Genomic DNA, 22,387 nt, shown 5'->3' with positions numbered 1-22,387 from the left:
AGAGTTGGCGCACGATGTCCGGCGAGTTTGCAGTCGCGCTGGCCGTGGCGCTGGTCCTGGCGGCGGTCGCTGCCGTCGTCGTGGTGCGCACCCGAAAGGTGGTGGCCACTCCCACCGAACGTGCGGTGCATGCCGCGCTGCACACCGCGGCTCAGGCGGCCCGCGCGCTGCGCCAGGGCCTGAACACCGAATCCGCCCAGACCGCCGCGCCCTACCTTCGTGAATTGACCGGCACCGCAGGGCTGGCCCTGTACGACGAGGACGCGGCGCTGCTGGCGCGCGACGACGATGACGACGCGATCTGGCGGCCGGACACTGTCGAAGTCTGCGCGGAAACCGCCCGGGAATCGATCACCGCCGGACGCCGGGTCCTGCGCACCGCACGCTCGACGGCGGTGGTGGCCCAGCCGTTGCTGACCGAGGGCGTGGAGGTGCTCGGCGCCCTGGTCGTCCTGGCACCCGCCAGCCCGGGCCCCGGCATGCTCGGCGCCGTCGGCGAGGTGGCCCGTTACGCGGCCAGCCAGATCGAACTGGCCGAACTCGACGCGTCGCGCGCTCGGCTGGACCGGGCCGAGGTGCTGGCGCTGCGAGCCCAGATCAGCCCGCACTTCATCTACAACGCGCTCAACACCATTGCGTCGTTCGTGCGCACCGACCCCGACCGGGCCCGTGAACTGATCCTCGAATTCGCCGACTTCACCAGGTACTCGTTCCGCGCGGCCGGGCAGTACACCACGCTGGCCGACGAACTGCGCAACATCGACCGTTACCTCACCCTCGAGCGGGCCCGGTTCGGCCCCAACCTGCGGGTGCAGCTGCAGGTGGCCCCCGAGGTGCTCAATGTCGTGGTGCCGTTCCTGGCGCTACAACCGTTGGTGGAGAACGCGGTGCGACACGGCCTGGCCGGCAACGGCGGCGGATCGGTGGAGATCGTCGCACGCGACGCGGGCACCGAATGCGTGATCACCGTGGAGGACGACGGGGCAGGCATCGATCCGGACAAACTGCGCGCCGGGCCCGGTGACGCATTGGCCGACCGCACCGGCGAATCCGCCCATGTCGGGCTGACCAATGTCGATCATCGGCTGCGCGCGGCGTTCGGCAACGACTACGGTCTTGTGGTCGAGACAGCGGTCGGCGCGGGCACGAAAGTGGTGATGCGCGTGCCGAAGTTCCGCTCAGGGATCCGAGCCGGCGGAGGTGGTTTCAGGTGAGCGCCAACCTGACCGTACTCGCCGTCGACGACGAGGCACCCGCACTCGACGAACTCGCCTACCTGCTGGGGCGCCACCCCGACATCGGCGCGGTGCACACCGCCTCCGACGCGACCTCGGCGCTACGCGAACTCAACCAGCACCCGATCGACGCGGTGTTCCTCGACATCAACATGCCGGGGTTGTCGGGCATCGAATTGGCCGGTGTGCTGGCCAATTACGCAAACCCGCCGGCGGTGGTGTTCGTGACCGCTCACGAAGACAAAGCGGTGGCCGCCTTCGACGTCGGTGCCGTCGACTATCTGCTCAAACCGATCCGGCAGAACCGCCTCGACGAGGCCGTGCGCCGGGCCGCCTCAGCGGCGACCCGGGCCACGACGGACTCCGCCGGGCCAACCCAGTCCGAAGACCAGGACTGGGACGTGGTCCCCGCCGAACTGGGCGGCATCACCCACCTGGTGCCTCGCGACAGCATCGGTTGGGTGGAAGCCGAGGGCGACTATGCCCGGCTGCACTCGGCGACCGGGGCACACTTGGTACGAATCCCGTTGAGTACCTTGGAGACCCGATGGCGCGACCATGGTTTCCAGCGCATCCACCGGTCCTACCTGGTGTCCCTGCGGCAGGTCACCGGCCTGCGCACGGCCGATGGCGCGGTGCTGGTGCGGCTACGCGCCAACGGGACCTCCCCCGCCGTGGAACTTCCGGTGAGCCGACGCCAGGCGCGTGAACTGCGCGACCGATTGGTCCGAGAGCCGATGCGCTCCCTCAAGCCGGCGGGCAACGATGAGTGAGCGCCCGCAGCGTGAGCGTGTGGTGCTCGCCCACCGTCGCGGCGCCCGTATGGTGCGGACCCGGGTCGAGGTGGCCGAGCAGACCCAGGTGGGCGACGCGCTCGTCCGCGGTCTGGTGCGGACCCAACTCGGACTGGCGCTGCGACTGGCCCTGGTCCTCATGTCGGTGGTGGTAGCGCTGGTATTGCTCAATGCGGCGGTGCCGGATCTGGCCGCGCTCACTGTATTCGGGATCCGGCTCAACTGGCTGATCCTCGCCGGACTGTTCTACCCATTGCTGTACGGGGTGGGACGACTGTACATACGACTCGCCGAACAGGGCGAACGGGACTTCGTCCGGGTCGTCGACAGCGAACCATGACAGGCGCACCGCTGACCGCGGCCGCCCTGCTGGCCGCCGTGGTGGCCACCATCGCCATCGGCGCCTACGGAGTCCGTTTGTCCCGCACCACCTCCGACTTCCTGGTCGCCTCCCGCAGCGTCGGCCCGCAGTGGAACGCCGCGGCGATCTCCGGCGAATACCTCTCCGCTGCCTCTTTTCTGGGCGTAGCCGGGCTGATCGCGAAGTACGGCGCCGACGCGCTGTGGTATCCGGTGGGTTTCACTGCGGGCTACCTGGGCGTGTTGTTGTTCGTAGCGGCGCCACTGCGCCGTTCCGGGGCTTACACCGTCCCGGACTTCGCCGAATTCCGGCTCGGCTCGGCGCGTTTGCGCAAGGTGGCCATGCTCGTCGTCGTGATGATCTGTCTGTTCTATCTGGCCCCGCAATATCAGGGTGCCGGGTTGGCCCTGAAAACGCTTCTGGGCGTTCCGGTCTGGGTCGGACCGCTGCTGGTCGCCGCGATTGTCATCACCAACGTGGTGGCCGGCGGCATGCGGTCGATCACGTTCGTGCAAGCCTTCCAGTACTGGCTCAAGCTCACCGCCGTCGCGGTCCCTGCCTTGGCTCTGCTCGGCCTGTTCATCGGCGATCGTGGCGAATTGGGCGGCCCCCTGCCGCCCACCGTGCAACAGCAGACCACCGTGAAGATCGAGAGCGACGTGATGGTCCAGGTGATCGAACCGGCGGGCATCACCGTTTCCGGCGATCTCGACGGCCGTCACGTCGATTCCGCCAGGATCGCCGCACCGGGGCAACATGCCCTCGGTGCGGGCACCACTTTGACGCTGGCCGCCGGCGCAGCCACCCCGGTGGTGGCCGGCACCCCGGGCACCGGCGGCGAGTGGATCGCCTCCGGTGGCGGCCTGGGCGGCGGTCACCCGCTCTACCAGGTGTTGTCCATCATCGTCGCGACGTTCCTGGGTACCATGGGTTTGCCGCACGTGCTGGTCCGCTTCTACACCAATCCCGACGGCCGGGCCGCCCGGCGCACCGCGCTCGCCGTGGTGGCACTGCTGTCGGTGTTCTATTTCTTCCCGATCCTGCTCGGAGCGTTTTCCCGGCTGTACGTACCCCAGCTTCTGATCACCGGAACTGCCGACGCCGCAGTGCTTTTGGCACCTGGGGCAGCAGTCGGCGGAATCGGCGGCCAACTGCTGGCCGCCCTGGTGGCAGCGGGCGCCATCGCGGCGTTCCTGGCGACCTCCTCGGGCTTGCTGATCAGCTTCGCCGGCGCGCTGGCCACCGATGTGTTGCGCGGCCGGGTCCGCGACTTCCGGATCGCCGCGGTGGCCGGCGGGCTGATCCCGATCCCGTTGTCACTGTTGGTGTCCGGGCTTGAGTTGTCACGCAGCGTGGGACTGGCCTTCGCCGTGGCGGCGTCCACCCTGTGCCCGCTGCTGGTGCTGGGCATCTGGTGGCGCGGCCTGACGGCGGCCGGCGCGGCCTGCGGGCTCGTGGTGGGCGGATGCGTGTGCGGCGGCGCGGTGCTCGTGGAGATCACCGGGGGTGTCGACGACGCGGTGCTCGGTGGATGGCCCGCGGTGATGGTGGGTTACCCGGCGGCGGTGAGCGTGCCGATCGCCTTCCTCACGATGATCGTCGTCAGCCTGTTCACCCGACCCATCCCCGGCGTCGCGCAGATCTTCGCGCGTATGCATGTGCCGGAGCGCCTGGGCCTGGGTGTCGAGCGGGTGCCCGCAGGCTGACCGGCTGCCGCTCAGCCTCCGCGACCGACCGCTCAGCGCAGCGATGGCCGAATTCGGCGTATCGACGACGATACCGCTGCTGTGTGACCCACCTCTCAATTAGGTTCAGTTCCCAACCGACACCCAGCCAACTGTCAGGAGCCCTCGGTGCCCGAAATCGACCTTCCCGAGAGGGTTGCCCCCACCGGCGAGCAGTTCCTCGCCATGCAGGCCAGTCCCGAATTCCAGGAGCTGCGTACCAGGTTGCGCCGCTTCGTCTTTCCCATGACGGCGTTCTTCCTGCTCTGGTACGCCCTTTACGTCGCCCTCGGCGCGTTCGCCCACGACTTCATGGCCATCCGGGTGTTCGGCAACATCAACGTCGGCCTGCTGATCGGTCTGGGCCAGTTCCTCACCACGTTCCTGATCACCGGGCTGTACGTGCGCTTCGCCAACCGGGAGCTCGATCCGCGGGCCACCGCCATTCGCGAAGAGCTGGAGGGCACCCGATGACCACCACCACGCTCGCCGCCGAGACCGTCGGCAACCCGGCAGCCAACATCGGCATCTTCAGCCTGTTCGTCGTCGTCACGATGATCGTGGTGATCAAGGCGAGCAAGCGCAACGCCACCGCCGACGAGTTCTTCACCGGCGGCCGCGGTTTCTCCGGCCCGCAGAACGGCATCGCCATCGCCGGCGACTATCTGTCGGCGGCCAGCTTCCTCGGCATCGCCGGGGCCATCGCCGTCTACGGTTACGACGGCTTCCTCTACTCCATCGGATTCCTGGTCGCATGGCTGGTGGCCCTGCTGCTGGTGGCCGAATTACTGCGCAACACCGGCAAATTCACCATGGCTGATGTGTTGAGCTTCCGGCTCAAGCAACGCCCGGTACGGTTGGCCGCGGCCATCTCGACGTTGACGGTGTCGCTGTTCTACCTGCTGGCCCAGATGGCCGGCGCCGGCGGTCTGGTCGCGCTGCTGCTCGACGTCAACAGCCGGGCCGGGCAGTCGATCGTGATCGCCGTCGTCGGCATCCTGATGATCGTCTACGTTCTGGTGGGCGGCATGAAAGGCACCACCTGGGTGCAGATCATCAAGGCCGTCCTGCTGATCGCCGGTGCCGCGCTGATGACCGTGATGGTGCTGAGCAAGTTCGGATTGAACTTCTCCGACATCCTCGGCTCAGCACAAGCGGCGATCTCCGAGGCCACCACCAAGGGCGTGTCCAGCCGCGATGTGCTGGCCCCGGGCGCGCAGTACGGCGGATCGCTCACCTCACAGATCAACTTCATCTCGCTGGCGCTGGCGCTGGTGCTCGGCACCGCGGGCCTGCCGCACGTGCTGATGCGTTTCTACACCGTGCCGACGGCGAAAGAGGCTCGGCGCTCGGTGGTTTGGGCCATCGCACTGATCGGCGCCTTCTACCTGTTCACCCTGGTGCTCGGCTACGGCGCGGCAGCGCTGGTCGGCCCAGACCGGATCCTCGGCGCAGCCGGTGGCGTGAACTCCGCGGCCCCGCTGCTGGCGTTCGAACTCGGCGGGGTGATCCTGCTCGGGGTCATCTCGGCGGTGGCCTTCGCGACGATCCTCGCCGTGGTGGCCGGCCTGACCATCACGGCGTCGGCTTCCTTCGCCCACGACATCTACGCCTCAGTCCTCAAGTCCCACAAGGTGACCGAGCAGGAGCAGGTCCGCGTCTCACGGATCACCGCGGTGGTGCTCGGCGTGTTCGCGATCGGGTTGGGCATCCTGGCCAACGGTCAGAACGTCGCGTTCCTGGTAGCCCTGGCGTTCGCCGTCGCGGCCGCAGCCAACCTGCCGACCATTCTGTACTCGCTGTACTGGAAGCGGTTCAACACCCGCGGCGCACTCTGGAGCATGTACGGCGGCCTGATCTCGACCATCGTGCTGATCGTGTTCTCCCCCGCGGTGTCGGGGTCCAAGACCGCGATGATCCCCGGCGCGGACTTCGCGTACTTCCCGCTGGCCAACCCGGGCATCGTGTCCATCCCGCTGGCCTTCGCACTCGGCATCATCGGCACGCTCACCTCCCCCGACACCGGAGACGCCGAGCGGAACGCCGAGATGGAGGTGCGGTCACTGACCGGGGTGGGCGCCGAGAAGGCGGTCGCTCACTAGGTCACCCCGTTCGGCGGAATAACGGATCGGGCCCCGCCGCTACCATTCAGCGTGCGCCGATACTCGTTTCCGCTGCTCGCCTACGCGTTCGCCGCGATCATGGTGGGCACCACCCTGCCCACGCCGATGTATGCGCTCTACGCCGACCACATGCATTTCGCGGTGCTGACCACGACGGTCATCTACGCCACCTATGCCGGGGGCGTGCTGTTCGCGCTCCTGGTGTTCGGCCGTTGGTCCGACGCGGTCGGCCGACGGCCGATGCTGCTGGCCGGTGTGGCGTCGGCACTGGCCAGCGCGGTGGTGTTCCTGCTCGCCGACTCCGTGCCGCTGCTGCTGATCGGACGGGTGCTGTCCGGTCTGTCGGCCGGCCTTTTCACCGGCACCGCCACCGCGGCCGTCATCGAAGCCGCCCCTCAGGCCTGGAAGAACCGGGCCGCGGCGGTGGCCACGGTGGCCAATATCGGCGGTTTGGGCGCGGGCCCGCTGCTGGCCGGGCTGTTGGTGCAATACGCGCCGCAACCCCTTCATCTGCCCTTCCTGGTGCACATCGGACTCGCCCTGCTGGCCGGGCTCGCGGTGCTCGTTGTCCCGGAAACCTCGGCCCGCACCGGCCGGATCGGGTTGCAACGCCTGTCGGTCCCGACTGAGGTGCGGACGGTGTTCGTCATCGCAGCGCTGGCCGCGTTCGCCGGATTCGCCGTCACGGGCCTGTTCACGGCCGTCGCACCGTCGTTTCTGTCCAACGTGATCGGCATCGACAACCACGCGGTCGCGGGCGCGATCGCCTGCTCGATCTTCGCCGCCTCGGCACTGACCCAGGTCGCCGCGAATCGAATGGCCGCCGAGCGGGCCGTGGCGGTCGGGTGTGGGCTGCTGATCGCGGGCATGATGATTCTGACTGCGGCACTGTACTTTTCCTCGCTTCCAGGCCTGATCGCAGCGGCAGTGGTATCCGGTGTCGGACAGGGCATGAGCTTCAGCCGGGGCCTGGCCGCAGTCGTCGAGCGCGCCCCGGCCCAGCGGCGCGCCGAGGTCAGCTCCACGTACTTCGTCGTCGCCTATGTGGCCATCTCGCTTCCGGTGATCGGCGAGGGCCTGGCCGCTCAATCGCTGGGCCTGCGCAGCGCGGGCATCACCTTCGCGATCGCGGTCGCAGTGCTGGCCGCGATCTGCCTGACCGCGATCCTGGTCGCGGAGAACCGGGAGAAGATAAGTGCTTCTACCTAGGGACTAGGCGGCCGCGGGGCCATAGCGTTCCAGGCATGACCGTTGCTGCTGACACAGCTGCCAAGACTGGCCCGGCGAGAGGGCTGTTCCCGTCCCCCGCCGAGGTCGAAGCCCAGACGCCCGCCGGCCGGGACCGCGCCCTCGACGTCATCCGGATCGCCTCGCTGATCGGTGTGGTGTTCGGCCACACCATCATGGCCACCAGCACGATCCGCGACGATGTGTTCATCTGGAGCAACCTGCTCACTGAATCCACCGTGTTCCAAGCGCTGACCTGGGTGTTCCAGATCATGCCGCTGTTCTTTTTCGCCGGCGTCGCCGCCTCCGTGCAGTCCTGGCAGCCGGGCCAGTCCTGGGGCGGCTGGCTGCTCAAGCGTTGCACGCGGCTCTACCGGCCGGTCTTCTACTACCTGGCCTTCTGGACCGTCGCACTGGCGGGCCTGCGGTACGTGCTGCCCGAACATGTCTATGAGCCCGTCGCCGGCATCTCCATCCAGCTGCTGTGGTTCCTCGGCGCCTACGTCCTGGTGCTGGCGGCCGTGCCGCTGCTGGCGCGCATCACCACGACCGCGCAGATGGCCGGAGCGATCATCGGCACCTACGCGTTCATCGCCGCCGTCGACGCGGTCCGCATCAACATGGACGGCTACGCCTCGCTGGGCTACCTGAACACCGTGGTGTGGTTGATCCCTGGCGTCTTCGGCGTCGCCTACCGCCGCAACCTGCTGTCCAGCGGCGCCGCGCTCAAGATCGGTCTCGGCATGCTCGGCGTCAACCTGGCACTTCTGTACTTCGGCCCCTACGAGCTGAGCCTGGTCGGCATCGAGACCCAGCACCTGAAGAACATGACGCCGCCGTCACTGTTGCTGGCCGGGCACGCAATCATGATGTGCGCGTTCGCGATTGCCGCCGCCCCTGCCATCAACCGGTGGGCGCAGCGACCTCGGGCGTGGTGGCTGACCGCGATCGGCAACTCCGGGGCGATGACGCTGTACCTGTGGCACATGCCGCTGCTGCTGGGCCTGCACCTGGTGTTCGACTACCTCGGCTTGGACCGCTACGAACCGTCGGCCCCCGGGTTCGTCGCTCTGTCGGTGCTGCAGTTGGCGCTGATGGCCGGGCTTGTTGCGATCGCGTTCACCGCGCTGCGGCCGTTGGAGAACAACCCGCTGCCATTGTGGGACGGCGGCACCGTGACGCGCACCGGAGCCCGCAGTGCGGCGGTGGGTCTGCTGCTGTGTGGGGCCGGCGCGGCGACACTCACCTCGGTGGCCTGGGGCTTGAAGGACCAAGGCGTGTACTGCGTGGCGGCCATGCTGGCCGCACTCGTCGCGGCCCGTGTGCTGGCGTCCACGCGAATGCCTAAGCAACACGATCGAGTCGAGTGAACCCGCACTGCGGCCCGCACGGGCGACCGGATACACCGATCCCGTGCCTCTGCAATACCTCAGCGATCTTGCCCGCCGTCTGACAGGGCCGATCGAAAACCTGTCCGTAGGAAAGCCTGACGGTCGAACGGCCGTCGACGGCGGCATCCAGGTCCCGCTCGAAGTCCGCATCCCGCCGGTTGGCCGAGTCGTGAAACAACCGGCCGTCGAGTTCGACCACGAGCCGGTCGCCGTATTCAGCGTCGCGATAGCAGACGCCGACGAACGACTTCGACCGCTTTTGACGGGCAGCTCGCGGCAAACCGTGCGGCCGCTCGACCCGAACAAGATAGCCATGCTCAAGAACCGAACACGTACCGTCAGCGATGTCGACGAGCACTTCCCGCAACCAGCGGCGCCGCCGCACCCGACCGCGAGAGTCGAGGGTTTGCAGCAGCCTCCGCGCAGTGGTGCGCCGAGATTGGCAGGCGTTGGCCAGGACGGCGATGACGTCCAGATCCGACGCGGCACGGCACGCGACGTCGAGTGCGGCTTCCTCGAACCGCATCCGCGGCGGGCCGACGTTCCACAGCACCCGCTCCTCCAGGTGTGCGACCCGGTGAATGCGGACTCCAGCCGGTTCGGCCCATGTCGACCGCTGCCGCGCCACGGCGACGTGGATCGGCGACCCTTGATCTCCCAGCGCGGACTCAAAGCACAGCGCCGCCGGAGCTGCGTAAAGCACTGCAGCCCAGGCCCGTTGCGACCACGTCAACGGGCCGGTGTGATCGACATATACGCCCGCATGCACCGGCGCCCACTCGTTTCGCCTGAGCAACCGCCGAATCTGATGCTCTAGTAGACCTGCATCCAAGGCCTGCCGGCGTGAGATCACCCCGCCCTGCTGCCGAAGAACCTCGCCTACGTCCACCGCATCGATGCTCGTCGACCGGCGCAACGGCCACCAGTGCAATTCAGTGACCTGTGGATAACCCTCTATGCGGCGAATTGCTGCTTGATACTGACTGCAATTCGCCGCATAGCTGATCCGGAGTAGGCGGTCTAACCGCTCTTGCGACGGAACTCGCGCCGGTTCTCCACCGGACCGTGCGCCCGCGGTTGATTGCGGCCGCCGTCCTTGTGCGCGGCGCCTCCCGACGACTGCGCCTTCTTGCGCTCCAGAGCCTCCCGGAATTTGCGCTTGTTGTCGTCTTCCGGTGTGTCGTCAGCCATACGCCGCAGCGTAGCGCGGCAACACTGCGAACGTCATCCGGTTTCAGCGCCGGCCCGGCGGCATCCCGTACACGTGCGTGATCGGCAGCGTCAGCAACACGCGGCGGTCATCGACCATGGCGCGCCGGTAATCATCCCAATCCGGATGTTCACCGGCGATGTTGCGGTACAACGCAATGAGGCCCTCAACCGTCTCGTCGTCGGGCGCCGCAGCCGGCGGGGTGAGGATCGCATCGCCCTCGGCCACCGCATAGGACCACCCGTCGTCGGAGCTGACATGAACGGACGCACGCGGATCCCGCCGCAGATTGCGGGTCTTGGCCCGCGGTTCGGTGATCGAAACCTGGATCTGCACTGCACGCGGGTCGAAGTAGTAGGAGACATTGGACAGCTGCGGACGACCGTCCTGTTTGATCGTCGCAAGAACTCCCATCGAGTTGCCGCCGATCAAGGCCAAAAGCTTGTCGTCGAAAACCTGGCGCCCCATGAGACGAGCGTACGTCTTTACCATCGGTTCGATGAGCGTGATTGACGGCAACATCCTCGAGGGCGTCTCGGAGACCACGTTGTGGACCCTGAGCAATCGCGGTATCGAGGCCAAACGTTCCGACGGCGTGATCCGCGACCCGTGGGCAGTGGCACTGTTCGACGCGATCGACTTCGATTACCGCAAGTTCGGCAGATCGACCCAGGCCCATGCCCTGCGGGACCGCGCATTCGACGTCGAGACCCGCGACTACCTCGCCACGCATCCGAAGGCCGCGGTGGTGGCGCTCGCCGAAGGTTTGCAGACCAGTTTCTGGCGGCTCGATCAAGCCGGCGTGGCCGACGAACTGACCTGGTATTCGGTCGATCTACCGCCGGTGATGGCTATTCGGGAACGCCTCCTTCCCTCCGATGACCGCATCGTCAACATCGCTCAGTCCGCGCTCGACCGCAGCTGGATGGACCGGGTGGACGCCAGCCACGGCGTGTTCATCACCGCCGAGGGCCTGCTGATGTACCTGGAGCCCGACGATGTGCGCAGCCTGATCGCCGACTGTGCGGCGCGGTTTCCCGGCGGCCGGATGGTGTTCGACTCGATCCCGCACTGGGCAAGCCGACGCACCATCAAGGGCTTGCGTCTGTCCGACCGCTACATCGCGCCACCCATGCCCTTCGCCCTCACCGCGGACGAGGGTCTGGCGATGGCCGGGACGGGACCGGGCGCCATCGCCGGCGTGCGCTCGGCCCGCGACGTGCCGCTGCAACCCGGACGCGGCCTGTTCAAGCTCGCCGCCGCGCCGTGGCTGGACCGCATCGACCTGATCCACCGCATCCGCCCGTCCATCACCGCGCTGGACTTCTGACGGGCCGGTTCTGGAAACCCATGGCACTGCTCAACCGACGCCTGCCGACGGTGTGCGCCGCGCTGCTCGTTGCCGGCGTCACCTCCTGCGCGACGCCGACCGCCACGGAAACCAGGACCGCTCAGATCGAGGTGGTGCCCGAGGCGCTCACCCAGCCCAAGTTCAGCGTCACCCGGTTCCACTACCTACCCGAGGCGCGGGCGGGCGGAAGGTACCCCGACCAGAACTGGGCCGACTTGTACCTGCCCTCTGGTACGCACGCGTTCAATTCGGTCCCGCTCGTGGTGCTCATCCATGGCGGCGGCTGGAAGAGCACGATGGGCGCCGGGGTGTTCGACGGATTGGCCCGCGAGCTCACCAGTCGCGGCATGGCCGTCTACAACATCGAGTACCGGCGGGTGGGCTCCGGCGGTGGTTGGCCGACGACGTTCGCCGATGTGGCTCGTGCGATGGACTATGTCGCGCAGGTGAACCTGCGATACCCGCAGCTGGCGGTCGACGACGCGCTCGTGGTCGGCCACAGCGCCGGAGCCCAGCTGGCCGTGTGGGCCAGCACCCGCCACGACCTGCACGGTGACGAAGTCGGATCCCGGCCGATCTTCCGGCCGACCCGGGTCATCTCACTGGCCGGCCCGCTCGACATGGTCTACGCGGCCAACCACGGCGACAAACACATCGCGGCGGTGCTCGGCGGGCGCCCCTCCGAGGTGCCGCAGCGATACGCCTCGGTGGATCCGATCCAGAACCTCGACCCGAGAGTGCCGGTGATCGCCGTCCACGGAACACTCGACACCGTTGTGGCGCCGGCCAATTCGCGGCGCTACGTCGCGGCGCTCAAGAAACTCGGCGGCCAGGCCGGCCTCGTCTTGCTGCCCGGCGAAAATCACACGTCGATCGTGTCCACCCGCTCCCCCAACTTCCGAGAGGTGCTGCGCCTCATCACCGCCACTTCGAGGGCCCAACCGGATCAGCTGCCGGTGAAATGAGTGAGTGTTTAGTCTGGAACCGTGACCCGGTACATCGCGTTCTTGCGAGGCGTCAACGTCGGAGGCGTGAACCTCAAGATGGCCGAGGTGGCGAAGGCCATGGAGGCCGCCGGGTTCACCGAAGTCAAGACCATCCTGGCGAGCGGAAACGTCTTGCTGGACAGCACTTCCAAAGCCGCCAAGGTCCGGACCACGGCCGAGCGTGCGCTGCGGGACGCCTTCGGCTACGAGGCATGGGTGTTGGTCTACGACCTTGCCACCCTGAAGAAGATCTCGGAGGGCTACCCGTTCGAGCGCGAGGTCCCCGATCACCACTCCTACGTCACGTTCGTCAGTGACAGCGAGTTGCTCGACGAGCTCGCGGCCCTGAACCCGGGCCCCGATGAATTGGTGCAGCGCGGCGATGGCGTGCTCTATTGGCAGGTCCCGCGGGCCGCCACACTGGACAGCGCGATCGGCAAGACCATGGGCAAGAAACGCTACAAACCGTCGACGACGACAAGGAATCTGCGCACGCTGGAGAAAGTGTTGCGCTGACGCGTCATCCGCGCATCCCGCGCATCCACCCCAACCCCTCACTGGTGCCCGCAGCCGGTCGGTACTCACAGCCCACCCAGCCGTCGAAACCGGTCTCATCGATCACGGCCAGCAGGTGGTCGATCGCCAACTCACCGCTGTCGGGTTCGTGCCGGTCGGGAACCCCGGCGATCTGCAGGTGCCCTACCCGGCCCGTCGGGATATCCGACCGGAGCCGGACCGTCACGTCGCCCTCGGTGATCTGACAGTGGTACAGGTCCAGTTGGACCTTGAGATTCGGCGCCCCGACCTCCTCGACGATCCGGTGCGCATCGTCCTGAAAGCTCAACAGGTATCCAGGCATGTCGCGCTGGTTGATCGGTTCGATCATCACCTCGATGCCGGCACCGGCGGCCTCTGCGGCCGCCCAGCCGAGGTTGGCGCGGTACACCGCGATGCGGTCCGCTCGCTGGGCCGCCCCCTCAGCGATACCCGCCATCACGTGTACCCGTGGGCAGTCCAGAACCTCGGCATAGTGCAGAGCGCGCCGAAAACCATCACGAAACTCGGCCTCGCGGCCCGGAAGCGAGGCGATGCCACGTTCGCCGGACTCGAAATCCCCCGGTGGCGCGTTGAACAGAACCTGACGTAGGCCGTTGGCGGCAAGCAGCCCGCGCAGCTGCTGGGCCGGGTGGGCGTACGGGAACAGGTACTCCACCGCCGTGAAACCGTCGGCCGCCGCGGCAGCGAACCGATCGGGAAAGGCATGTTCGACGTACATCATGGAGAGGTTGGCCGCAAAGCGTGGCACGGCAGGCTCCTTCCAGCTGATCCGGGCAGCGGTTGACGCCATCTTCGCGTGTGCCGGCCGACGGTCGCCGGACGCCCCCGGCTGAACACAGGTACATTCGCGGCAATGACGGATAGCTCAGCCAAAGTGAGCGGCGACGCGCTCACGGGTGTTGCCGAGACGGCATTGCTGACCCTGCAGGTGCGTGCGCACGAGGCGCGCCGTCCGGACGGCCTGATCGAGGATCCGGTGGCGGTGCAACTGGTCGATTCGATCGACTTCGACTTCGCCAAGTTCGGCTACACCCGCCGCCAGGACATGGCCTTGCGGGCGTTGCTGTTCGACCGGATGACCTCCAGCTACCTGCGCACCCATCCGAAGGCCACGGTGGTGGCATTGGCCGAAGGACTGCAGACCAGCTTCTACCGGCTTGACGCCGCCGGACTGGGACATGAGTTCCGTTGGTTGTCGGTCGATCTGGAGCCGATGATCGAGTTCCGCAACAAGTTGCTGCCCAAGCCGGACCGGGTCACCCAGTGCGCCCAGTCGGCGCTGGACTTCAGCTGGATGGACCATGTCGACACCGGCGACGGAGTGTTCATCACCGCCGAGGGCCTGTTGATGTACCTGCAGCCCGAGGAATCGATGTCGCTGATCCGCGCCTGCGCGCAACGCTTTCCGGGAGGGCAGATGTTGTTCGACCTGCCGCCTGCGTTCTTCGCTTTCTTGACCCGCAAAGGTATGCCGACATCGATGCGCTACCGGGTACCGCCCATGCCGTTCAGCCTGTCGCCCGCAGAACTGGCCGATCTGGTCAACACCGTTCCGGGGGTCACGGCGGTGCACGATCTGCCGATGCCGCCCGGCCGGGGCCGGGTCTTGAACGCCCTCCTGCAGGCACAGCACCTGCCGATCTTCGACCCTGTGCGCCCGGTGTCCGGGCTGCTGGAATTCGGGTAGCGCCCGCCGGATCAGACTGTCGACCCGGCCAGTTCCACCTGCGTTGTTTCGAACCGCAGGCTCGGGTCCGCCACCGGACCGTTACGCAGCGTCTGTGCATCGAGCGTGTAGTTCATGGTCATCTGCCACGGCCCGTCGACACCCTGGCGGGGAATCTCGTTGATCGAGCGTTGCACGTAACCGGCGGCGAAATCGAGAAGGGGGCGGGTCGGTCCACCGCTGAACTCCGGTCGCACTGAGTCAAAGCCGTTGTCGTCCATGTGCTTCAACAGACGGCAGAAGTGCTCGCAGAGCAGACCGACCTTGAGAGTCCACGACGAGTTGGTGTAGCCGAAGGCGAACGCGAAGTTCGGCACACCCGAGAGCATGATGCCCTTGTAGGCCACGGCCTCGGCGAGGTTCACTTCTTCGCCGTCTACGCTCAGCGTCATCCCGCCGAACAGCTGGATGTTCAATCCCGTTGCGGTGACGATGATGTCGGCGTCGAGCTCGCGTCCTGACTCCAGCAGGATGCCGGTCTCGGTGAACGTCGCGATGCGGTCGGTCACCACCGAGGCGCTGCCATCGCTGAGCGCGGCGAACAAATCCCCGTCGGGCACCGCGCACAGCCGCTGATCCCACGGGTTGTAGAGGGGGCTGAAATGCTCGTCCACGGGATACCCGTCGGGAAGCTTGGCGGCGTTGATCCAGCGGATCACGGCCCGGGCGGTCTTCGGGTACCTCTGGCAGAAGGTGTAGACGCCACGTTGTTTGAGGATGTTCTTGCGCCGGGTCAGCGCGTACCCGCGCTCGTCGCCGAGCAGTCGCTTGGCAGTGTTGGCGAAGGAGTCCTTGGCCGGCACCGGCATCACATAGGACGGTGAGCGCTGCAGCATGGTGACGTGGGCAGCCGTGCCCGCCATGGACGGCACCAGCGTGACGGCAGTGGCACCGCTGCCGATCACCACGACCTTCTTCCCCGTGTAGTCGAGATCTTCGGGCCAGTGCTGGGGATGCACGACACGCCCGGTGAACCGGTCGGCCCCCTCGAATTGCGGGGCGTAACCCTGGTCGTAGCGGTAGTACCCGCCGCCGCAGAACAGCCAGTTCGCCGATATCTGCACGAGTTCGGGATCTGATCCGCCACCGTCGGTCCGCTCGATGTCCACGGTCCAGGCGGCCCGGGCCGAATCCCAGGCCGCCGCCCGCACCTTGTGGTGCAGCCGGATGTGGCGGTCGATGCCGTTTTCCGCCACCGTCTCCCGCAGATAGGCCAGGATCTTGTCGGAGGTGGCGATGGCGTGCTCGTCGCGCCACGGCTTGAACTCGTAGCCGAAGGTGTGCAGGTCCGAGTCCGACCGAATTCCTGGGTAGCGGAACAGATCCCAGGTGCCGCCGGTGGCGCCGCGGGCTTCCAGGATCGCGTAACTGCGCCCCGGATGTTCGCGCTGAAGGTAGTAGGCAGCACCGATGCCGGAGATGCCGGCGCCGATGATGAGTACGTCGACGTGTTCGGTGTGGTTCATGTCTCAATGGTTGCGGCCAGCCGACCGTAACCCAAGGTAAAAAGTGCCAAATTTCACCCGACTGGTGGTGCACTTTGCACCATCAATCTACCCTGGGGTGATGGTGTGGCAGCCACCGTCTCCGCGGGTGCAGGACCTGATCCGGCAATGCGCACAAATCGTCCTCAACCCACGCGAGGACTGGCTCGAGGAGTTCGACACCGCCGTCCTGGCCGCCAGCCCGGCGATCGCCTCCGACCCCGAGCTCGCCGCCGCCGTCGTCCGCAGCAACCACGCGAACCTGTTTTTCTGGGGCACGGCAAATGTGCGCGATCCGGGCGCCCCGGTGCCGCCGAACACCGGGCCGGAGCCGCTGAGCATCGCACGGGAGCTGGTGCGCCGCGGCGTCAACGCATTTCCCCTCGATGCGTACCGCGTCGGTGAGGGGGTGGCCTGGCGTCGGCTCATGGAGATCGCCTTCGAGCTGACGTCCGACCCCGCCGAACTGCGCGAGATGCTCGACGTCTGCTCGCGGTCCATCAGCGCGTTCGTCGACGCGACGCTGGCCGGAATCGCCGCCCAGATCGAGCTCGAACGCGAGGATCTCACCCGCGGCACCCACGCCGAGCGACGCGAGACCGTCGCACTTCTGCTCGAAGGTGCCCCGATCCCCAGGCAGCGAGCCGAAGCACGCCTGGGCCACGCGCTGACCGGAACCCACACCGCCGCGGTGATCTGGAGCGAGGACCCCGCGGGCGACATGTCCGGGCTGGACCGCGCCGCCGAGGCATTCGGTCAGGACTGCGGCGATCCGCGGCCGCTGAGCGTGCTGGCGAGCACCGCCACCCGATGGGTGTGGGCGGCAGGTAGCGCCGAGGTCGAGCGCGGGTTCCAGGCGCTGACCCACGCCGCCGCAGAGCTGGACGGCGTCCGGATCGCCGTCGGACCGGTCGCCGACGGCCTGGATGGCTTCCGGCGCAGCCATTTCGACGCGATCACCACCCAGCAGATGATGGCCCGGCTGCACTCCACACAGCAAATCGCCCAGTTCGGCGAGGTCGAACTCGTCGCCCTGCTCACCTCCGAACCCGATCGCGCCGCCGAGTTCGTCAGCCACAACCTCGCTGCGCTGGAGACCGCTGACGCCGAATTACGGGAAACGGTGCGGGTATTCGTCAACGAACAGTGCAACGCTTCCCGGGCCGCGGCGAGGCTGTACCTGCATCGCAACACGCTGCTGCGCCGGCTGGTCCGCGCCGACGAGCTCCTGCCCCGCCCCCTGGCCGAGAACAGTGTCGCGGTCGCCGTCGCATTGGACGTGCTGCGCTGGCGCGGCACGGCGGCCGGGTGAATCCCGGTCAGTCGAACGCGGTGTCCAGATAGCGCAGCGCGTCGCTCTTGCCGATCCCCAACGCGCGGGCAGCTTCGGCGAACGAGTGCGCCGCCGCGGCCATCGCGGCATCGGCCGGGTCCGCCCGCGCCACGAATGTCCCGTACCGCCCGCGAGTCTCCAAGACCCCCGCCGACTCCAGCTCACGATATGCCCTGGCCACGGTGTTGACCGCCAACCCGACCTGCCCCGCCAGTTCGCGCACCGTCGGTAGCCGAGTACCCGGAGCCAACCGTCCCTGCCGTATTCCGTCGATAATCTGGATTCTGAGCTGATCGAACAGCGGCTTGTCCGCGCTCGAGTCGACCAGCACCCAATCCCCCAACTCACCCACATGCCCAGTATCACCCAAACCGACTACGTTGGTGATGTGCAAGTGACTGTCCTGTCCGGTGCCGGAATCTCAGCCGAAAGTGGTGTGCCGACGTTCCGCGACGTCGAGACGGGCCTGTGGGCACAAGTGGACCCGTATGAAATCTCCAGCGTCGAAGGCTGGCAGCAACATCCCGAAAAGGTCTGGGCCTGGTATCTGTGGCGCCACTACATGATGGCCCACGTGCAGCCCAACGACGGGCATCGGGCCGTGGCTGCCTGGCAGGACTTCGCCGACGTACACGTCATCACCCAGAACGTCGATAACCTGCACGAGCGCGCCGGCAGCACCAACGTCTACCACCTGCACGGCAACTTGTTCGAGTTCCGTTGCGACGCTTGCGGTTCGAGGTTCGAGGGCGATCTTCCCCCGATGCCCGAACCGGTCGAGACGATCGAACCCCCGGTATGCCCGTGCAGTGGCCTGATCCGGCCCAGTGTCGTCTGGTTCGGTGAGCCGTTGCCCGACGACGCCTGGCAACGATCGGTACAGGCGGTCGGTGCTGCCGACGTGGTGATCGTGGTAGGCACCAGCTCGGTCGTGTATCCCGCGGCAGGGCTGGCCGAAGCCGCCGTCGCCGCGGGCACCGTGGTGGTCGAGGTCAACCCCGAGCGCACGCCGCTGTCCGACAGCGCGACCATCTCCCTGCGCGAGACCGCGGCCGCGTCCCTTCCGGACCTGCTGCAGCGGTTACCCACACTGCTGGGTACTAGGCAGGCCTGACCGCACGGCCGATGGCGAACTCCGTCACCGGCAACGGCACCCAGGCCGGCATCGCGAACTCGCGGTGAGCGACAGCAACCTGGAAGCCGCTGCCGGCGATCGTCTGCTCGGTATGCCGATGGGTGTGGCAATTTCCGAACAACCGCGGCCACACCGTGGCGTCCGCCACGCGCTGCATCCCACCCCGCCAGCCGCTGCCGGCCACGTGCTCGAGGTACCGCAGTTCGCCTCCCGGCCGGAGCAGCGAAAACAATTGCTGCAGAACAGTATCCGGCTGTTCGATGGAGCACAGCACCAACGAACAGACTACCGCGTCGAACGGTTCGGCGCTGTTGAACTTCTCGGCAGTGTCACTGGTCACCGTCACCGGAACCGCGGCCTTGGCCGCCGCGGCGCGGGCCACCTCGGCAAGGTGACGTTCGGGTTCGATGGCGACCACCTCGGTCACCGTCGAGGGATAGAAGGCGAAGTTGGTCCCGGTGCCCGCCCCGATCTCCAGGACCCGGCCGCTGAGCCCGGAGAGGTTCTCACTGCGCAGCCGCCGCAGAGCCTTCGGCTCCGAGCTCGACAATGTCTTCCACACCCGGGCGAAAAACGGATTGTCCACGGTCTTGTCACTCACGGTTCTCCTCCATCGGCGTACTCGCTGGCGAATCCCTTCAACCGGGCGATCGTCTCGTCGGGCTCGAGGTCGGTTCCGATGATCCCCGAGACGATCTGGCCGGTGCACACCGCCCGCAGCACACGGTCGGTGAACTCCTCGACATCTCCCCACGGCAGGTACGGCTTCGAGATCAGAATGGCGGCCACGCCGTGCGCGGCGGTCCACAATTCCAGGGCCAGTGTGGTGGCGTCGCCGGGCGGGTACACGCCCTCGGCGATCAGCGTTTCGATCGCGGCTCGCATGTGCTGAAACGCCGAGCTGTTGAGGGCGACGTCGACGTCGCTGCCGGGCCTGCCCTCCCCCATCGTCGCCAGCCGGTACAACTCCGGCGTGCGCCTGGCGAAGTTCACATACGCGTGCCCCTGGGCCCGCAGCACCTCGATGGTCGAGGAATGGTCGGCCGCCGCCCACTGCATCTCCTCGTCCAGCTTCTCGAAATAGCGCGAGCACACCGCGTCCAGCAGCGCGTCCTTGTCGGCGAAATGCAGGTAGATCGACGGTGGGGTGACCCCGACCCGCTGTGCCACCGACCGAATCGACACCGCCTTGGCATGACCGGTGTCCAACAGCAATTCGGTTGTGGCATCGAGGATCTGATCACGAAGCAGCTCACCGGAACCGCGCGGCGCTCGGCGTCGTTTCCCAGGCTGGATCATCACGCTAACCGTCCGTCACTGCGGCGCCGGCCCGTTCTCGCTCGTCACCCGGGGGAGTGTCGCCCGGCCCGCCCTCGGCGGGACCGGACTCACTGATCCCGATGCGCTTGTGCAGGCGGGCCAACGGTGCCGGCGCCCACCAGTTCCACTGCCCCATCAGGTGCATGAACGCCGGCACCAACAACATGCGCACCAACGTGGCATCTACCAGCACGGCAATGGTCAGACCGAGGCCGAACATCCGCATGAAGGCCACCTGCGCCGCGATCAGTGCCGCGAACGATATCGACATCAGCAGCGCGGCGGCCGTCACCACCCGCCCGGTGCGGGCCAGTCCGAGCGCGACACTCTCGTCGTTGCGTTCCCGCGGGGACATCTCGGTGCCGTCGGCACGTGTCAGCCCGGGCGACAACCAGTACTCGCGGATCCGCGAAACCAGGAACACCTCGTAGTCCATCGACAACCCGAAGGCGATGCAGAACAGCAGCACCGGCAGATTTGCCACCAGCGTGCCCGTCGACGTGGTGCCGAGCGCGCCCAGGTGCCCGTCCTGGAAGATCCACACCAGCGCGCCGAACGCCGCCGACAGCGACAACACGTTGAGCACCAACGNCTTCAACGGCAGTATCACGCTGCCGGTGAGCAGGAAAAGCAGCACGAAGGTGATGGCGGCGATGATGCCGAGCACCATCGGCAGGCGGGAGGTGATGGCCTGCGAGCTGTCCCGGTTGACCTGAGCGATGCCGGTGAACTTCACCTCGGCGGGGGCGGGCACCGCGTGCAGCGCGTCGAGTTGCGCCTCGGAATCGTCGCTGAACAACGGCACGTTGCTGCCGATCGTCAAAAACGCACTGCCGTCGGCTATTCCGGTTCCCGACGTCGGAGGGCCAACCCGGCGACCGTCGACGAACGTGCCGCCGGGCGCGGACACCGAGGCTCCGTCGGCGGCCCGCGACAGCTCGCCCGCGTAGCGGTCGATTTCCGCGGGTGGCAGGCCGGTCACGTCCGGAAGCACCACGGTGACGGCGGTCGAGGAGTCGACGGCGAAATCGTTACGGAGCTCATCGCCGACCTGACGGGCCGACGCCGAGGAGGGCAGCACGCGGTCGTCGGGGAAGCCCCATTTGATGCCGAGGAAGGGCGCGCCCAGCATGAGCAACAGCGCGATCACCGCGAGGCCGACCGGCAACGCACGGCGCATCACCCGCTTGGTCATGCGGTACCAGAAAGTCTGCTCGACGGGCTTGGCCACGGGCTCGGGCCGGCCCAGGATGCGGCGGAAGAACCGGCGCACGTCATAGGCGTCCAGGCGGTCACCGAGCAGCACGATCGCCGCCGGGGCCACCACGATGGCCGCGAACGCCGCCAGCCCCACCACCGCGATGCCCGCGTAGGCGAACGACTTGAGGAAGTACATCGGGAACAGCACCATCGCCACCATCGACAGCGCCACCGTCATCGCCGAGAACAGCACGGTGCGCCCGGCGGTGATCATCGTGCGCACCAGGGCCCGGTCCGGCTCGACGCCGTCGGCCAGCTCGTCGCGGTACCGGCTGACGATCAACAGGGTGTAATCGATCGCCAGGGCCAGTCCCATGGCGACGGTGAGATTGAGCGCGAAGATCGAGACGTCGGTGACCATCGTGAACCCGCGTAGCACCGCCAGGGACCCCAGGATCGCGAAGCCGCCGACCGCGAGCGGCAATGCGGCGGCGAGCAGTCCGCCGAAGACCCACACCAGCACGACGAAGCTCAGCGGAATCGCGATGGACTCCATCATCAAGAGGTCTTTTTCGCTCTGCCCGTTGATCTGGACGTAGATCATCGCCTCGCCGCCGGCCCGCACGGTTACGCCGTCGCGGTCGTGCACCAGACGGTCGGTCAGTTCCTTGGCGTGCTTCTGCGCGCCACTCTCCCCGCCGTTGATCCCAGCCAGGATGAGCCCGGTCTTGCCGTCCTTGCTGACCAGGGTGGCTGCCGCGGGTGCCGGCACGGTCCAGGTCGAGCTCACCTCGGTCACGTACGGCGACACCTTGAGCTGGCCTGCGATGTCGGTGCCCGCAGCCCGGGCCGCGGGACTGTCAGCCCCGGCCCTCTCATCGGTGACGCTGATGACCAACTGCATGTCGCCGCGGGCGAACTTGTCCGAGAGCAGCTGAGTGGCCTGCGCGGATTCCGACGTCGGGTCTTGGAAGCCACCCGCCGACAGGCTCTTGGCCACCGGAATGCCGAAGATGGCCGCGGCCACCATGACCAGCGCGGCCACCGCCAAGACGCGTCGTGGCGCAGCGAGGGCCAGATGGGCGATTCGATGCAGCAATGCGCGTCCTTCCCCGATGGATATCGTCGTTAAGTTAACAACGGTAAGTTTCCGGCGTCAATGTGGCCTGCTCTACATACGGCGATCGGCACCCCAAGGTTCATCAGCGGCCGACAGGCGATGAATTTCG

General features: G+C 67.2%; 23 protein-coding genes. 14 read left to right on the top strand and 9 right to left on the bottom strand.

Annotation, left to right across the window (positions count from 1 at the left end; translation table 11 throughout):
• Positions 1–14: 14 nt before the first annotated feature.
• The 8 genes from E0T84_RS08150 (at position 15) to E0T84_RS08115 (ending at position 8,834) form a co-directional block, all read left to right on the top strand.
• Positions 15–1,214 carry a sensor histidine kinase gene (locus E0T84_RS08150; protein ID WP_138744202.1) on the top strand — a complete coding sequence of 400 codons (1,200 nt, stop codon included), beginning with the start codon at positions 15–17 and terminating at the stop codon, positions 1,212–1,214.
• Positions 1,211–2,008: a LytTR family DNA-binding domain-containing protein gene (locus E0T84_RS08145; RefSeq protein WP_138744201.1), complete on the top strand. Its 798-nt coding sequence runs from the start codon at positions 1,211–1,213 to the stop codon at positions 2,006–2,008. Before E0T84_RS08150 ends, E0T84_RS08145 begins: the two co-directional genes overlap by 4 nt.
• Positions 2,001–2,369 carry a hypothetical protein gene (locus tag E0T84_RS08140; protein ID WP_070188511.1) on the top strand — a complete coding sequence of 123 codons (369 nt, stop codon included), beginning with the start codon at positions 2,001–2,003 and terminating at the stop codon, positions 2,367–2,369. Before E0T84_RS08145 ends, E0T84_RS08140 begins: the two co-directional genes overlap by 8 nt.
• Positions 2,366–4,096, top strand: coding sequence for a cation acetate symporter (locus E0T84_RS08135; protein WP_138744200.1), 1,731 nt, complete (start codon positions 2,366–2,368; stop codon positions 4,094–4,096). The genes E0T84_RS08140 and E0T84_RS08135 overlap by 4 nt, the downstream gene beginning before the upstream one ends.
• Before the next feature lie 147 nt (positions 4,097–4,243).
• Complete coding sequence (locus tag E0T84_RS08130; RefSeq protein ID WP_171054951.1) at positions 4,244–4,588, top strand: DUF485 domain-containing protein; 345 nt, start codon at positions 4,244–4,246, stop codon at positions 4,586–4,588.
• A complete protein-coding gene (locus E0T84_RS08125; RefSeq protein WP_070188508.1) occupies positions 4,585–6,216 on the top strand; it encodes a cation acetate symporter in 1,632 nt (543 codons plus the stop codon). The genes E0T84_RS08130 and E0T84_RS08125 overlap by 4 nt, the downstream gene beginning before the upstream one ends.
• A 51-nt stretch (positions 6,217–6,267) precedes the next feature.
• Positions 6,268–7,446 (top strand): MFS transporter, encoded by a 1,179-nt coding sequence (locus E0T84_RS08120; protein WP_371725705.1) that lies wholly within the window; start codon positions 6,268–6,270, stop codon positions 7,444–7,446.
• Between the two features lie 35 nt (positions 7,447–7,481).
• Entirely contained in the window at positions 7,482–8,834 is a 1,353-nt protein-coding gene (locus E0T84_RS08115) for an acyltransferase (RefSeq protein WP_070945552.1), read from the top strand.
• On the opposite strand, the gene E0T84_RS08110 is transcribed toward E0T84_RS08115, so the two are convergent.
• From E0T84_RS08110 to E0T84_RS08100, 3 genes are all read right to left on the bottom strand, one after another.
• On the bottom strand, positions 8,809–9,744 hold the full coding sequence (locus tag E0T84_RS08110) for a type IV toxin-antitoxin system AbiEi family antitoxin domain-containing protein (RefSeq protein ID WP_070945553.1): 936 nt from the start codon (positions 9,742–9,744) through the stop codon (positions 8,809–8,811). The genes E0T84_RS08115 and E0T84_RS08110 overlap by 26 nt on opposite strands.
• A gap of 131 nt (positions 9,745–9,875) precedes the next feature.
• Positions 9,876–10,046 carry a DUF5302 domain-containing protein gene (locus E0T84_RS08105; protein ID WP_088305096.1) on the bottom strand — a complete coding sequence of 57 codons (171 nt, stop codon included), beginning with the start codon at positions 10,044–10,046 and terminating at the stop codon, positions 9,876–9,878.
• 43 nt (positions 10,047–10,089) lie between these two features.
• Positions 10,090–10,533 (bottom strand): PPOX class F420-dependent oxidoreductase, encoded by a 444-nt coding sequence (locus tag E0T84_RS08100; RefSeq protein ID WP_070188504.1) that lies wholly within the window; start codon positions 10,531–10,533, stop codon positions 10,090–10,092.
• Positions 10,534–10,564: 31 nt separating this feature from the next.
• Between E0T84_RS08100 and E0T84_RS08095 the strand changes: the two genes are divergently transcribed.
• The 3 genes from E0T84_RS08095 to E0T84_RS08085 are packed head-to-tail and all read left to right on the top strand — an operon-like array spanning position 10,565 to position 12,918.
• Entirely contained in the window at positions 10,565–11,395 is an 831-nt protein-coding gene (locus E0T84_RS08095; RefSeq protein WP_070188503.1) for a class I SAM-dependent methyltransferase, read from the top strand.
• Between the two features lie 20 nt (positions 11,396–11,415).
• Complete coding sequence (locus E0T84_RS08090) at positions 11,416–12,381, top strand: S9 family peptidase (protein ID WP_070188502.1); 966 nt, start codon at positions 11,416–11,418, stop codon at positions 12,379–12,381.
• Positions 12,382–12,402: 21 nt separating this feature from the next.
• Positions 12,403–12,918, top strand: coding sequence for a DUF1697 domain-containing protein (locus E0T84_RS08085; RefSeq protein WP_070188501.1), 516 nt, complete (start codon positions 12,403–12,405; stop codon positions 12,916–12,918).
• 4 nt (positions 12,919–12,922) lie between these two features.
• Here E0T84_RS08085 and otnI read toward each other — a convergent pair whose 3' ends face one another.
• On the bottom strand, positions 12,923–13,708 hold the full coding sequence (gene otnI / locus E0T84_RS08080) for a 2-oxo-tetronate isomerase (RefSeq protein ID WP_070188536.1): 786 nt from the start codon (positions 13,706–13,708) through the stop codon (positions 12,923–12,925).
• Between the two features lie 105 nt (positions 13,709–13,813).
• Here otnI and E0T84_RS08075 point away from each other — a divergent pair, with 105 nt between their 5' ends.
• A complete protein-coding gene (locus E0T84_RS08075; protein ID WP_070188500.1) occupies positions 13,814–14,647 on the top strand; it encodes a class I SAM-dependent methyltransferase in 834 nt (277 codons plus the stop codon).
• 11 nt (positions 14,648–14,658) lie between these two features.
• Here the strand turns inward: E0T84_RS08075 and E0T84_RS08070 are convergent, their stop codons facing one another.
• Positions 14,659–16,152: an NAD(P)/FAD-dependent oxidoreductase gene (locus tag E0T84_RS08070; protein WP_075910058.1), complete on the bottom strand. Its 1,494-nt coding sequence runs from the start codon at positions 16,150–16,152 to the stop codon at positions 14,659–14,661.
• Between the two features lie 100 nt (positions 16,153–16,252).
• Here E0T84_RS08070 and E0T84_RS08065 point away from each other — a divergent pair, with 100 nt between their 5' ends.
• Positions 16,253–17,482: a CdaR family transcriptional regulator gene (locus E0T84_RS08065; RefSeq protein WP_070188498.1), complete on the top strand. Its 1,230-nt coding sequence runs from the start codon at positions 16,253–16,255 to the stop codon at positions 17,480–17,482.
• Positions 17,483–17,489: 7 nt separating this feature from the next.
• On the opposite strand, the gene E0T84_RS08060 is transcribed toward E0T84_RS08065, so the two are convergent.
• Positions 17,490–17,855, bottom strand: a complete 366-nt coding sequence (locus E0T84_RS08060; protein ID WP_070188497.1) for a GntR family transcriptional regulator — start codon at positions 17,853–17,855, stop codon at positions 17,490–17,492.
• 36 nt (positions 17,856–17,891) lie between these two features.
• Here E0T84_RS08060 and E0T84_RS08055 point away from each other — a divergent pair, with 36 nt between their 5' ends.
• On the top strand, positions 17,892–18,617 hold the full coding sequence (locus E0T84_RS08055; RefSeq protein ID WP_070188535.1) for an NAD-dependent deacylase: 726 nt from the start codon (positions 17,892–17,894) through the stop codon (positions 18,615–18,617).
• Here E0T84_RS08055 and E0T84_RS08050 read toward each other — a convergent pair.
• Genes E0T84_RS08050 through E0T84_RS08040 form a run of 3 tightly spaced genes read right to left on the bottom strand, consistent with a single transcriptional unit; the run spans position 18,604 to position 22,257 of the window.
• Complete coding sequence (locus E0T84_RS08050) at positions 18,604–19,239, bottom strand: methyltransferase domain-containing protein (protein WP_070188496.1); 636 nt, start codon at positions 19,237–19,239, stop codon at positions 18,604–18,606. The genes E0T84_RS08055 and E0T84_RS08050 overlap by 14 nt on opposite strands.
• The gene (locus tag E0T84_RS08045) at positions 19,236–19,937 is read right to left on the bottom strand and encodes a TetR/AcrR family transcriptional regulator (protein ID WP_070188534.1); all 702 of its coding nucleotides are present in this window, start codon (positions 19,935–19,937) and stop codon (positions 19,236–19,238) included. Before E0T84_RS08045 ends, E0T84_RS08050 begins: the two co-directional genes overlap by 4 nt.
• A gap of 4 nt (positions 19,938–19,941) precedes the next feature.
• The gene (locus E0T84_RS08040; RefSeq protein ID WP_138744199.1) at positions 19,942–22,257 is read right to left on the bottom strand and encodes an MMPL family transporter; all 2,316 of its coding nucleotides are present in this window, start codon (positions 22,255–22,257) and stop codon (positions 19,942–19,944) included.
• Between the last annotated feature and the right edge of the window lie 130 nt (positions 22,258–22,387).

Origin of the sequence: Mycobacterium sp. DBP42 (assembly GCF_005924235.1) — a bacterium.
Lineage (GTDB): Bacteria > Actinomycetota > Actinomycetes > Mycobacteriales > Mycobacteriaceae > Mycobacterium > Mycobacterium syngnathidarum.
Note: the sequence above shows the minus strand (reverse complement) of the source record. Positions and strands in the feature narration are given on the sequence as shown.

Excerpts from the sequence above, each read along its gene's own strand:
- E0T84_RS08150 (WP_138744202.1), top strand. The coding sequence starts at position 15 with ATGTCCGGCGAGTTTGCAGTCGCGCTGGCCGTGGCGCTGGTCCTGGCG.
- E0T84_RS08140 (WP_070188511.1), top strand. The coding sequence starts at position 2,001 with ATGAGTGAGCGCCCGCAGCGTGAGCGTGTGGTGCTCGCCCACCGTCGC.
- E0T84_RS08135 (WP_138744200.1), top strand. The coding sequence starts at position 2,366 with ATGACAGGCGCACCGCTGACCGCGGCCGCCCTGCTGGCCGCCGTGGTG.
- E0T84_RS08125 (WP_070188508.1), top strand. The coding sequence starts at position 4,585 with ATGACCACCACCACGCTCGCCGCCGAGACCGTCGGCAACCCGGCAGCC.
- E0T84_RS08115 (WP_070945552.1), top strand. The coding sequence starts at position 7,482 with ATGACCGTTGCTGCTGACACAGCTGCCAAGACTGGCCCGGCGAGAGGG.
- E0T84_RS08105 (WP_088305096.1), bottom strand. The coding sequence starts at position 10,046 with ATGGCTGACGACACACCGGAAGACGACAACAAGCGCAAATTCCGGGAG.
- E0T84_RS08100 (WP_070188504.1), bottom strand. The coding sequence starts at position 10,533 with ATGGGGCGCCAGGTTTTCGACGACAAGCTTTTGGCCTTGATCGGCGGC.
- E0T84_RS08095 (WP_070188503.1), top strand. The coding sequence starts at position 10,565 with ATGAGCGTGATTGACGGCAACATCCTCGAGGGCGTCTCGGAGACCACG.
- E0T84_RS08090 (WP_070188502.1), top strand. The coding sequence starts at position 11,416 with ATGGCACTGCTCAACCGACGCCTGCCGACGGTGTGCGCCGCGCTGCTC.
- E0T84_RS08075 (WP_070188500.1), top strand. The coding sequence starts at position 13,814 with ATGACGGATAGCTCAGCCAAAGTGAGCGGCGACGCGCTCACGGGTGTT.
- E0T84_RS08070 (WP_075910058.1), bottom strand. The coding sequence starts at position 16,152 with ATGAACCACACCGAACACGTCGACGTACTCATCATCGGCGCCGGCATC.
- E0T84_RS08065 (WP_070188498.1), top strand. The coding sequence starts at position 16,253 with ATGGTGTGGCAGCCACCGTCTCCGCGGGTGCAGGACCTGATCCGGCAA.
- E0T84_RS08045 (WP_070188534.1), bottom strand. The coding sequence starts at position 19,937 with ATGATCCAGCCTGGGAAACGACGCCGAGCGCCGCGCGGTTCCGGTGAG.